Origin of the sequence: Rubinisphaera italica, assembly GCF_007859715.1 — a bacterium.
Classification (GTDB): Bacteria; Planctomycetota; Planctomycetia; order Planctomycetales; family Planctomycetaceae; genus Rubinisphaera; species Rubinisphaera italica.
The window spans coordinates 1,877,217-1,890,378 of the sequence record NZ_SJPG01000001.1 but is presented as its reverse complement, the minus strand read 5'-3'; the positions used below and the strand labels follow the sequence as shown (position 1 = coordinate 1,890,378).

6 protein-coding genes and 1 pseudogene are annotated in these 13,162 nt (G+C 48.0%); 6 read left to right on the top strand and 1 reads right to left on the bottom strand.

Going from position 1 to position 13,162, the window contains the following annotated elements:
* The first annotated feature begins 18 nt into the window (after positions 1-18).
* Positions 19-1,623: a GNAT family N-acetyltransferase gene (locus Pan54_RS07010; RefSeq protein ID WP_146502811.1), complete on the top strand. Its 1,605-nt coding sequence runs from the start codon at positions 19-21 to the stop codon at positions 1,621-1,623.
* 922 nt (positions 1,624-2,545) lie between these two features.
* Here Pan54_RS07010 and Pan54_RS07000 read toward each other — a convergent pair.
* Entirely contained in the window at positions 2,546-3,727 is a 1,182-nt protein-coding gene (locus Pan54_RS07000; RefSeq protein WP_146502810.1) for a M20 metallopeptidase family protein, read from the bottom strand.
* 681 nt (positions 3,728-4,408) lie between these two features.
* Here Pan54_RS07000 and Pan54_RS06995 point away from each other — a divergent pair.
* The 5 genes and pseudogenes from Pan54_RS06995 to Pan54_RS06970 form a co-directional block, all read left to right on the top strand.
* Entirely contained in the window at positions 4,409-5,545 is a 1,137-nt protein-coding gene (locus Pan54_RS06995; RefSeq protein ID WP_146502809.1) for a GNAT family N-acetyltransferase, read from the top strand.
* Positions 5,546-6,153: 608 nt separating this feature from the next.
* A complete protein-coding gene (locus tag Pan54_RS06990; protein WP_146502808.1) occupies positions 6,154-9,018 on the top strand; it encodes a glycosyltransferase in 2,865 nt (954 codons plus the stop codon).
* 230 nt (positions 9,019-9,248) lie between these two features.
* Entirely contained in the window at positions 9,249-9,662 is a 414-nt protein-coding gene (locus tag Pan54_RS06985; protein WP_146502807.1) for a cupin domain-containing protein, read from the top strand.
* A gap of 268 nt (positions 9,663-9,930) precedes the next feature.
* Positions 9,931-12,117, top strand: coding sequence for a beta-galactosidase trimerization domain-containing protein (locus Pan54_RS06980; RefSeq protein WP_146502806.1), 2,187 nt, complete (start codon positions 9,931-9,933; stop codon positions 12,115-12,117).
* Positions 12,118-12,786: 669 nt separating this feature from the next.
* Positions 12,787-13,116: pseudogene (locus tag Pan54_RS06970) on the top strand (IS3 family transposase); the annotation flags it as partial.
* Positions 13,117-13,162 lie beyond the last annotated feature (46 nt).

Genomic DNA, 13,162 nt, shown 5'->3' with positions numbered 1-13,162 from the left:
AACATTCGATTGTTGTCCATGGAATCAGATAAAGATATTGTGATTCGCGAAGCGGTTGAATCGGACGTGGGCGAGATCCGGGACCTGTTCGAAGTGGCTTATGGTGCGGATTACGCCTTCCCTCAATTTTTCGACACGTTATTTCTTAAAAAGCAGGTCTTCAGCAGTGATTCGCTGATGCTGGTTGCAGAAGACCCAACCTGCGGCCGAATTCTTGGTACTGGGGCAGTCGTCTATGATGTGGGGGCTTTCACAGATCTGGTCGGCGAGTTTGGCCGTCTGGTCGTACATCCTGAGGGACGCGGTCGGGGCATTGGAAAACTCCTGATGGAAAAACGCCTCGAACTAGTCAGCGAGCACCTGCACATTGGCTTGGCCGATAACCGCGTCGAGCATCCGTTTTCGCAAAAAATCTCACTACGTTACGGTTTCGCTCCGGTTGGGTATATTCCGACACATAACGGCGAACCCGTGGCCTTATTTGCGAGGTATTTCAATGATGCTCTGAAGATGCGACGGAACCATCCGCATGTCGCTCCGCCTGTGTACTGGCTAGCCGAGACCGCGCTCACAAATGTGGGCCTTCCATGCGATGTCATCGTGGACGAAACCGCCAGATCTTATCCAGCGGCCGAAGATTTTGAGATCGAGGAAATGAATGCTGCGGGCTACACATCTCTGCTGCGTTTTGAACGCGGTCGCCTCCGCAAGCGAGACATCTTCGGTCCTGTAAAACTTCACTTCGGTTCCCGGGCACTTCAGCGACACAATACCAGCTATCTCATCGCCAAACGCGGAGGCCACTTGATGGGTGCCATTGGATATTCGTGCGATACTAACGTTGACAAGGCAGTGCGGATTTTCGAACTAATCTACCTTAACGAAGAGCCCGTGCGTTACCTGCTGTGCGAACTGGAACGTCGCTGCCGCGAAGAGTGGAAAGTCGACTACGTTGAGACCGATGTTAGTGCAGATGCTCCCAGGATGCAAAAAACGCTTTTAGAACTTGGGTTCCTGCCGATTGCTTATGTCCCGTCAGCTGTCTTTCACTATGTGGAGAGACTCGATACCGTACGAATGGCACGTTACTACATACCGGTTGACGCAACAGAGAATTCGATGGTGGACGCGATGAAGCCGATTGCAAATGCTGTGTTACGGGAGTTCAACCGTCAATGGATTGACCCTGTTCTTGCAGTCAGCTTACCGCGGACAATGGCCTTCAAAGGACTGAACGACGAACAGACCGCGCAGTTGGCCAACCTATTCACTAGGCAGCGTTTCAGAAAAGGCGACAGGATTGTACAGATCGCAAGTCAGAATGGAAAATCATACTTACTTCTTTCCGGCCAGGTGGAGATTCTTTTAGGAAGTGATAAGGTGGCAGATGTTCTGAACCCGGGAGAATTCTTTGGCGAAATGGCCCTGCTGAGTCACCACCCGCATAGTGCATGTGTGCGAGCCATCGAGGAAGTCGAAGTTGCGATGATTGCCCAGAACGAACTGGAGGAACTGCTCCGCGTTCGCACCGATGTTGGCTTGATTATGTATCGCAACCTGGCTGCCGGTCTTGGTGCCAAACTGAGACGTCTCGGCATGCCCGCAGCCCCCCCTGACCTTTGAGGCTGGATTTTTCGACGAAGAAATATTTAGATGAACACGGCGTGATGCATACCTGCACTCACCCGGCTCACGCAAACATAATGATAATGCCTGTGCAGCGATAATCCTCAGGATCATTGCCAGGTGCACATGTACGCATATGCGATCACGCTGGCGTCAGAACCAGTCTGAAATTTAGTAAATGCCAGCGGCGAATTACGTCTGGCTTGAATTGAGCCAGCTGCAGGCCAGAAACAGGACAATACTGATTTTGCGAAAGGAGATGTTGGCAGTACAGGAAATGTAGCAGACAAATATTTAAACGTTGCCGATCAGGCTGTAGACGATCGCAGCAATGTGCGGTACCGCCGGCGAGTACCAGCCGGACATGAAGGGAACTCATGGAACCTGAAACAGTATCATCCCTAAAATAAGGCCTACAGCAATACCGAAGAACAAAGGCGATAATCGCGTCTCCATCAATGATTAAGGTGAGTTTCCCAGGAATTAGGTAACTCGATCCAGCGAGTAAATGTCGCCGACAAAATCATTAATTTTTCCATAGTGAAATCGGCTTAATTTCTTTGCCGTCATCTCAACGCCTGACTGTATGATGCGTGATGATGCGTGTTGCGGTTGTCTAGAGCATATTCAATAATTACCTGCAGCGTTCAGCAGGAGCAAACACAGCATTTTTAGGACATTTTATGTCCATGCGACTGCAGATACCATTTGAAAATGGTCTAATAACATGATCCAATGAAAGCTCACTCAATGTTCGCTGCTTGGTGGCGACCATCCCTGCGGCAACGGTCACACAACCGAACAAGACGGGCCGTCGAAGAAGGATTTCCGAGGCAGTCGCTGCGCTTATAGGAACTTGATTCCATCGTCTACCATCGCCGCGAATGCCGTTGGGCTGGTCCTGTTGGAACTGCAGTGTCTACGGCTGGGACGAAGTATTGTGAATCTGCTCAGCCGCAATTCTTGCGATCTCAGCAAAGTAAGTCGCACCTACGGCCAGCGCCTTTTCATCGAAATCGAACCGACTGGAATGAGCCGGATACCCCTCCTTGCCGGGAACAACAGACCCGAATCGGACGTAGCAACCGGGGACTTTCTGCAAATAGAATCCGAAGTCTTCGCCACCCATATTGGCGGCTCGCATTTTAACGGTGTTGTTTTCCCCAACTACTGAAATCGCAGCCTGTCGGGCGAGCTGAATCATCTCGTCTGAGTTAATCACCGGTGGTGTTCCTTCACATAGTTCAACGTCTATTTCCGTGTTGTGAAGTCGAGCTACCGACTCTGCGATGCGACGAATCGATGCTTTCAAGTGTTTCCGAACCGCTGCATCCTGTGCCCGAATCGTGCCGCGAAGAACCGCACAACTGGCTAGAACATTTGGTGCTGTACCAGCGTGAAAATCACCTACCGTCACGACGGACGGATGAGCAGGGTCCACTTCCCGTGATACGATGGTCTGCAACGCCATCACCAGCAATGATCCCACGACTACCGGATCAACGGCTTCGTGTGGTCGAGCCGCATGCCCTCCACCACCAAAGATCGATATTTTGAATTGATCAGACGAGGCATTGACCGGACCGTCCGAAATGGCAATGCTGCCGGCGTGATAGTGTCGATCGACATGGCCGCCAAAAATCATCGACACGCCATCAAGTGCATTCTCTTCGATCATTTTTTTTGCACCTAGGCCAGTTTCTTCCGCCGGTTGAAAGATAAACCTTACTGACACCGGTAATTCTGCGGCCCGTAACAATGCCGCGGCCCCTAGTACCATGGTCGTATGGCCGTCGTGGCCGCACGCGTGCATCATTCCTTCGATTCTAGAAGCAAACTCTAGACCCGTTTCCTCATGCACAGGAAGGGCATCCATGTCGCCGCGGATGGCAATAAACCGCTCAGTATTCGCCCCCGGTATTTCGGCCAGAATCCCCGTACCCGCAATACCATCGCGATACGATATCCGATGCTCATCAAGGAACTGACAAACCTTTTCCGCCGTACGAAACTCCTGCCAACTGGGTTCAGGATTTCTATGCAGATCACGTCGCACCTCAATCAGTTTCTGAAAGAGTTCCGCGGGCAACAAATCACTCATGTTAGACTGGCTTTCGTAAATGGACGATTCTTGCTATCTCACTGAGCACAGCATGAGTCTTATAGCACAAATACTAACGTTTCTACCATGAAGAACACGCCAGACCGGTAATGAATCACAACCATTTGCCCACGCCAAGCATGTCCGGATCATTGCCAACAATTTCAGCTGAAACACCTCTTATTCAGTAGGGCTATACTGTTTTTGAACAACATTTCGCCCTGCTGTTTGCTAAAAACATTCTAATACTTTCTGTCCGAACTCCCGACACGCCGAGCGTTTAATATTTTGGTCTTGAATTTCTGTCCGATACTGTCAATTCTCGTGCATGTTGATCGATACCGAAAAAGAGTATGGTCGTCCTCATTTAAGAAAGAGTGAGTGGAATTGCCCAGCAATAGGGGAATCATAATTTCCACTCAAAGCGACTCTTTCATCGATAATATAGGGTTCTTATCGCTCCCTCTTGTTTTTACTGATGCATCGAATCTGATTTCGGTCGAACTTCAGCTTTCAATTTAATTCATAATTGACTTGCCCTGGACCATGGTTAAATATAAGCATTTGCTGTTATTCAAGGGCAACTGGAATTTACGGTGGCATTCAGCGGCTCCATGATGGCTAGAACCCTGTATTTCCAGGCAAATACTTGCGACAAATTCGAGAGATCGGTGCTTCTTTATGATTTTTTCGTCTAAATCCAACCTGGATTCCGAGCTATTGATTCTCACTCCCGATCAGTGCACCACTGATTTCCAGAGAGACTGGAAAAAACTCGAACAGGAAAGTTTAAGTGGAAATGCATTCTTATCACCAGAGTTTGTGCTTTCGCTGGCAACCATTCGACCGCGTGATCAACAGCCAATCATTTTGGCATGCAGAAACCGTCAGCGAAACCAACTGATCGGCTTGGGGGTATTCGATCAGGTCAACGCAACGAAAGCACTTCCGTTACCTCATTGGATTTCTGTCAATTGTCCACACTCATACCGAAGTGGATTACTGATCGCTGAAAATTCCAGGACCGAGTTTTATCAATTATTGACGGAGTTTCTTAAAGAAAAGCAGGATGAGATCCTGGGGATTGAATTTCGCAATTTGAGATTTAACTCCCAATGGGCTCAAGAATTACGAGAGTTCACGGCTGAGAACAGAGGATCGTTTCGTTTGCTGCCGGAATCAGAATCGGCCGCTGTCGACTTACGATTACTTCCAGAAAAAGGATTGCCTGAATTCTGGTCGACTTCGAGGAGGAAGTCCATCAGGAAGAACCAGAATCGTCTCTCCAAAAATGGACCGATCCAGTTTCGACTTATAGAAAATAAAAGCGAGTTTGATGTAGCCCTAAGTCATTTTCTGCGTCTCGAAGAATCCAGTTGGAAAGGAGAAATCGGAACAGCGCTGCAATCGACTCAAAAGGATCGGAAGTTCATCCAACATCTGACACATCAGTCCCAAAGTTCGGATTATCTGGTGATCAGCCAATTGTTAGCAGGTGAAGACATAGTCGCCACTGCTTTAAATTTCTGTTCGGGAAGAGAACTCTTTGCGTTCAAAATTGCCTGGGATGATCGATTCGTGAAATGCAGCCCGGGAATATTGCATGAAGTTGCTCTGGTGGACTATCTAATCTCCGAACAGTTGCCGTATGACCGAATCGATAGCTGCTCAAGTGCTGGATCGTATCTGGAAAATCTTTGGCCGAATCGAGTCGCGATTGGTTCGGGTTTGCTTTGCATGAATAAACTGGCCCGAGGCACTGGCAAAATGATTTCTCAAATGCAATTGCTCAAACGCTGGATGACAAACCTGACTTAAACAGCCCTGCTGTTTGTCACGACATTCTGCTATATTTTGACCCAGTTCCCGACACGCCGAGAGTTTAATATTTGGGCCGTGACTGGTTACTCAATCGTCTGCATTGTTCGGGGAATCGGTCTTGAATTTCAATCCTGTGTCCTTTCGTTTAACTTCGAATCAGAACACTCGATAACGGTCAGATCCTCGCACCTCTGGCGATTCAAAACTGGATTTGTTTTCAGACGTTGCTCGAAATGGTCAGTTGTCGTGCATTCTGCTCGATACCGATAATGAGCAAGGCGCCCTCCTGTGAGAAAGAGAGATCGTGATTCCCAAGTCATCGGAAAAACTCATTTCTCATTCATAGTAACTCTTTCATTGATATCAAAGGTGATCAATCAGAAATAGTATTCTTTGGTCCAACTATGAAAGATGACCAAAGAATACTCAATAATGCCAATCTGTTGACGATCGCACTAATTCATACATCCACTATAACCGCTTGCCATCAGAGGAATCTCACTGATTCTTGTCAAATTATCGTGGCCCCTGCCTGTCCCCTACATTCAGTCTAAAAATACAACTCGTTTCGAGCTTGATGTTTAAAGACACAGGGAGCATTAGACATGACATTTCCCGTTGAGTTTCGGTCAGAGACCGATTCTGAGACGCCCAACTCTGAAGACCTGTTTCAGAACTCAATCCGGCCACTGGTTTCCATCATTGTGCCGACGTTTATGGAGGCGGCAAATTTACCAGTGCTGATTCCTCAAGTCTTTGAGGCATTGAATGAATGCGGCATGACGGCAGAAATTCTTATTGTTGACGATAACAGCCCCGATGAAACATCAAAGGTTTGTGCAGAACTTGCAGAAAAATATCCGGTTCAGTTGCTCGTACGTAAAACGGAACGTGGACTCTCCAGTGCGGTATTGCATGGTCTTAACCACGCTCAGGGTTCGGTTTTGCTGGTGATGGATGCGGACTTGTCTCATCCCCCTCGGAAAGTTCCTGAACTGGTTGCAGCTGCGTTGGAACAGCAGGGAGATTTTGTTATAGGCAGTCGTTATGTCGTTGGAGGTAGTACCGATGACGACTGGAGTTTCTTCCGCTGGCTAAATTCACAGGTCGCGACCTGGATGTCCCGTGGATTGACAACGGCCAAAGATCCTATGGCCGGTTTCTTTGCGCTGACTCGTCATACTTATGAACAGGCAAGGGAACTTAATCCAATTGGTTACAAAATCGGACTGGAACTGATTGTAAAATGCGGCTGCCGGAAAGTAGCTGAGGTCCCCATTCATTTCAAGGACCGTCTACACGGGGAAAGCAAGCTTTCGTTGAAAGAGCAGTTGAATTACTTGCGTCATCTGGCACGACTTTATCGTTTCAAAATGGGTCAATGGTTTACCCCTTTGCTTTTTGGACTGGTCGGAGCTTCCGGGGCAATTGTCGATCTGGTTTTGTTGACGCTAATGTTAACGGTAGCCAGCTTTCCAGTCGCTCGAGCTGTCGCGATCTGTGGTGCGATGTCCTGGAATTTTCTGGGTAACCGATTTATCACCTTTTCCGACCGGAAACAAGAGTCGCTCGGTTTCCAGTATTTGAAATTTTGTGGTTCCTGCACCTTGGGAGCCATTATTTCCTGGGGGCTGTCTACTTTCATGTGGACTCAGTTTTCAGAAGTTTTGCACACTCCTCAAATTGCCGCAGCAATAGGAATTCTGGGAGGAGTGGTCATGAATTTCTTATTGAGCAATTATCTGGTCTTTCCTCAGCGGGAACCAGAATTCAAACTCATTACGGGTCATCTTCAAGCCGAGTCTGCACAGTCACATTCCGAACAGTTCACCGTGACGGAACAGACAGAAGAAATCCAGCAAGCGGCAATCTGTTTCACGGATCATCTGCCTCAAAAAAACGGTTCACATTGGATTGGCTGGCTGGGATTACTGTCAGCGTTATTGATCACATTCTGGGTAACTTTCCCGAACTGGTCCAAACAGACAATTGACGGGCTTGACCAGGCTCACAATGTCACAACCAGTCTATTCTTTTACGATCTTTATCGTGACATGCCTGTTAACAACCCTGTTGAATACACGTATGACTACCAACGGCAATATCCAGCATTAGGTTTGATCTTTTGGCCTCCATTATTTCACGCGATTTCCGGATTGGCGATGTTGGTCACAGGCCCTCAGCTTTCAACCGTTTATGGAGTTGTCACAGCTTTTGCATTCGTGTTGAGTCTATGCTTATATGCCGGGAGTCGGTCTTTACTATCGGTGCCGTTGGCTTTGATGGTGGTATTGCTAACGGTGACGGCTCCAGAAATGGTGGCTTTGCAGAATTCTGTCATGCTGGAAATTCCTTCGCTTGCTTGTTGTCTGTTTGTCCTTTGGCTTTACGGAAATGTCACTCGTCGCGCTGGTTGGAAACATAATGGGGAAGCGGTTCTGGCAGGCTTGGCTTGTGCTGCGATAACCTACACTAAGCAGCCAGCCGTATTTGTACTGCTGGGACTTTTCCTCGATGTTTTGATCAATCATCGCCATTTATTGAAGCACTGGAAAACATGGGTTTGTGTCGGAACGGCTGGAGTAACAGTTTCGCCTTTGGCATTGTTCACCTGGAAATTTGGCAAAGTCAACATTGCCCAATCGTTTGGGAATCAGGGAGATATTTATGTAGAGCATCATCAGGTAGCAAGCCGCTGGACCATGGATGCCTGGACTTATTATTTAAAATTACTGCCTGGTCAACTTTCCTGGATCGTGCTCGTTCTGTCTGTCGTTGGCCTTGCGTTACTTGCCATCCATCCTGAATTCCGAAAAAAGCAGGGTATCTGGTTATGGTCAGTCGTTGCCTGGTATCTCCTATTTTCTTATTTCGATAACAAGCAGGTCCGTTTCGTTGGCTATGTGATTCCGCTGTTATGCCTGGCCTGTGGAGTTGCCTTACAATGGATGTGGAGACAAAAACCCGCACTCTCTTTTCTGGGGGCGATCGCCTGTCTGACATTGGTTGTCCCAAATTTGAATGCGGTTCCGCAGTCTCGCCCTGTTGGATATGCCAACATGGAAGAATATCTGCAGCAAGTGATGGGATCGCAAGCTACGGGAAATGTGGCCTATTTTGGTGAAGATCATCACTTATTTACCGCCTTTCTCAGACTGCAAGATACAAAACGGGAACATTCTTTACTGAGAGGGGATGATCTGCTGGCGTTGCCGGAAGACTCGTTAGTGGAAACATTATCGAAATATCAGGTTCGCTGGGTGCTGATTGATCCAGAATTGCCAATCGGTCAACAGTTGTTGAATCATTTGGAATTCGCAAATGAGCATTTTGTTCCAGTCACGGATATCACACTTTTCGACAACAACGAGAAATCTTTCACTCTTCGAGCTTATCACTTTCAAGGTGAACTGGCCCAGACTGCCAGTTTGATTCCCTTGAAAAGCTCACTATTAGGTTTGAGCGAGTGATTCCAACGGTGGTAGTAACTTCCTTCATAGTTTTATTTATTTTCTGACCATCGTTTCAACTCGTTTCAGTTTGAGTGTTCTTGTCTAACTGTGACTTTACTGAGTTCCTCGCTGGAGACTTCATCAGAAATCTGACGAGGGACGTGAAGCAATTAATCAGGTCTGTCCGATGTTACTGGACGATTGAAAATGATGGTGACCATTTCAGATTCTCACAGGAGTTATTCGATATGATATTTCCACACAAGGTTGACAAAATCTGGGGATACGAAATCTGGTTTGCAAATGATGAAATTCAAAATTACTGTGGCAAAGAGTTAGGCTTTGAAATGGGGCATAGATGCAGTATGCATCGACATTTCATCAAAGATGAAGTGTTTTTTATATCCCAGGGACGTTTTCAAATAGAGTTTGGATACAAGGACGACAAGAGTGACCACCAGGTTCAGATTTTATCCAAAGGGGAACGATTTCACGTACCGGTTGGTCTTTGGCATCGAATGACAGCAATTTCTCCTCACCATCAGTACTCAACGATAATCGAAGTCTCGACCTTTCATCGTGATGATGATGTTGAACGATTAGAAATGGGTGGCCCCAGTCCCCATGCAACAGTGCTTCATTCATCTTTACATGACGTGTAGCTACGCTTTAACCAATGGGCCCCTTCTGGCCTTTGGTAGATTGGTTATGGTCGGGTCGTTCTGTGGGGCCGAGTTTCGACGTTTACAAGCTTCCGTCTCGCGTCCGAATTGCATATTCGGACTATTGGCTGGCAAGCCCTGGTTTGTGTACGATCAGTTGATGATCGAGATGACCGATTTCTCGAATGGCCCATACTATGTATCTGCTGAGTTGGACTGCTGCAAACATCGCTAATCCGACGACCTGAACCAATAAAGGACATCGAATATGTGGAATGCTCAGAATCAACTTTTACGAGTCTGGATTGCATTGTGTTTCTTTTCACTTCAGTCGCTCCAGGTGCGAGCCGACGACATATATTTGACGTACATCGAGACAGCACCCGAATTCAAATCCGTCCCGCAACGGCGAGAGATGCTGACCGATCAGTGGAAAACGTGGCTGTACATGCCGTGGCGATATCGCTGGACAATCGGCACGAACGCGGCCGGCGGTAAGTTTTCACGCAATTATGGTATTCATGGAGGATTTGTAGACAGCGGATCAGGCCCCTTTGAGTGGCTGAATCAGTGGGATCTGAAATTTTACCATGACCACGCGGCTGGTAAAGGGTTGCTGTATTTGAGGGGAGCGAACAGCAAATCCAATTTCGCTCAGTTTCAGCGCGACGGGCTGGCAATTCGTTCCGGGACCGATGGTCCACAGCCGTTGACTATCAAATGGCAGCGGGAGTTGGAAGATCGCATCAGACGAAACATTACAAATGTGAAACAAAATAGCAAACTGTGCGTTGCGCACGCACTGGATGATGAAATTTCGTGGGGGGCGTTTGTGACGCCGCTGGCGTGGCGAATCAATGAGGATGACGAAGCGTATCAACAGTGGTTGACTTTTTACTATGGAGGGGAAAATGTACCTCAAGCCCAATTTGTGACACCCGATTTCACGTATCCGCAGCTTTCAGGCCAACTCAACGAACTGAATTTCGCCCCACTACTGGATCGAATCACATACAACGATTCGGTCTGGAGTAACTCGATTGGCAATCTCGTAAAAACCTGTAATAAATACGACCCCGACACGCCGGCTGGATTTGTCGGCGGGCAGTCTCCGAGCATTTGGGGCGGATATGATTACGCCAAGCTCATGAAGAAAGTGCAGTTCATTGAATCGTACAATCTGGGGTCGTCAACGGAAATCATTCGGTCGTTCAATCCTGACAACATGATTCCAGTGGTGACGACGCATTTTCACAAGCCGGAGCTGACTTCGGCCAATGACATCTGGCAGGCGTGGTATTATCTGGCGCATGGCAACCGTGGCATGATTGGCTGGGTCGATGGCTGGTTTGACGGCGAAACACCCAAGTCCTGGCTCGACGATGTTAAACCGACGTTCAACGAGTTGACAACAATCCAGGGCAAGAAGGTTGTCGGTGCGAAATGGATTCACGATGGTGTAGCAATTTATTACTCGCACCCGTCGATTCAGGTTTCATGGTTATTGGACGCTGAGGCACATCGTAAAACGTGGGTCAATCGTGGCAGCGACCATCGTCTCGGTACATCACACAATGTACGGAAAGCGTGGGAGAATCTGCTCACGGATTCTGGTCTGCAGTACAATTTTGTGTCCTATGAGGAAGTCATTACCGAGGGTGTGCCTGACGAATACAAGGTCTTGATTCTGCCAGCCTGTTATGCACTGTCGGATATTGAAGCACAGCGAATCTCTGAGTTTGCTGTGCGGGGCGGTACTGTGATTGCCGATTTTGCCTGCGGACTGTTCGACCAGCACGGCAATGGTCGCAGCAGTGGTGTGCTTGATGAACTGTTCGGCGTGAAACATGATGGCACCGAACGGGCTGCGGATTTTTTCGGTGATCGGCTCTGGGTGGAAACCGATCAGGATGCCGGCTTCAGTTATAATACGTACCGTGAGTTTTTTGGGACGATCAAATCGCCAATAGAGGATGGCTATGCCAAAGCGGAGCGGAAATTGCCGACCCATACGGTGCGAACTGTCGGACAAGGCAAAGCTGTCTACGTGAATCTGTCACCGCAGCGTTATCTACAAGACAGGGAAGAGGAGACCGCGACCGACGCTACTCGTATGCCGTTTCTCCAGCATGTCTCGGGTGCTGGTGTTGAACCGTGGGTCACAGTACTTGACGAAAACCGAAAACGACCGGCGAACCTGGAGTTGACCTACTGGAACAAAAATGGTCGGACGTTACTTTTTGTGATTCAGAACGTATCGGTTGGTGGTGACAGTTTGGGGGGCGGAGGTGCTCAGGGGCTCAAAAAGGAAAAAACCACATTGAATATTGAATTCACAGAACCGGTACGAAACGCAATCAATGAGCGAACGGATGAAAAACTTGGCAATGGCAAGTCATTTTCCGTCCTGCTCAATTCCGCTGAAGCGGTGATGATAAGTTTTGACAGCGAATGACCAGACCAATCGCTGACATTGGCAGCGATTGGTTGAGAAATTCAGCGTTGCTGTTTTTCACAACATTCTGATATTTCTGTCCGAGTTCCCGACACACTTACAGTTTAACATTTGAGTCGTGACTGGTCACTTAATCGTCTGCAGTCTTCAGTGAATCGATCCCGATTTTCAGTCCCCTGCTCTTTCTAAATCTGTGCTTCTTTATTCAAGTTCAAATTTTCACTCTCGATGGCAATCCCAGACCTCTGGAAACTCAGAACTCGATTGGTTTCCATCGGTTCTGTCGTGCATGTTGATCGATACCGAGAAAGAGCATGGTAATCCTCCAGCGGTAGGAAAATCACAATTTCTACTCAAAGCATCTCTTTCATCGATATCAGAGGACTGTCTGCAGCTGCCGCAACTGAAACGCACAAGGATTGGAGCTGAACTGGATCGATGGGCTTGACTATATGATCATCGAAACCTGACTCAAGTGCTTTCTCGACATCGGAAGGCTGTCCATAACCTGTTAGTACAATCATCTTTAGATTTACATTAGGTTATCGCTTACGAACTTGGCGAGCCATGTTATAGCCACTCATCTCGGGCAATCCGATGTCCACACGCGCGAAATCTGGCGGATCAGTCGTCACAAGAAAGGATAGCCGTCGCACTGCTTACTGCGTTGAGCGGCTTTCGCAGTTCATGCGAAAGCATGGCGAGAAAATGTTGACCTCAATGGGAATCACCTGTTCGATGAGCCGAAAGGGAAACTGCTGGGAAGCAACCGAGCACCATCGAACAGTGCGGAGGTGGTATAGCGAGGGCGGTAGTCGAAGACAGATGGAATCATTTTTTGCAACGTTGAAGAAAGAACTCGTTCACCACGAGCGATATAAAAATCGTTTCGAGGCTGGTACGAGCCTGTTTGAATACATCGAAGTGTTTTATAATCGAGTACGGAAACGTTCTGCACTGGGCTACCTGAGCCCTGTTCAGTTTTTGCAAGTGGCTTAACCATTACCCGCACCCACTATTCCTGGGGAAGCCCAATATGTACCAT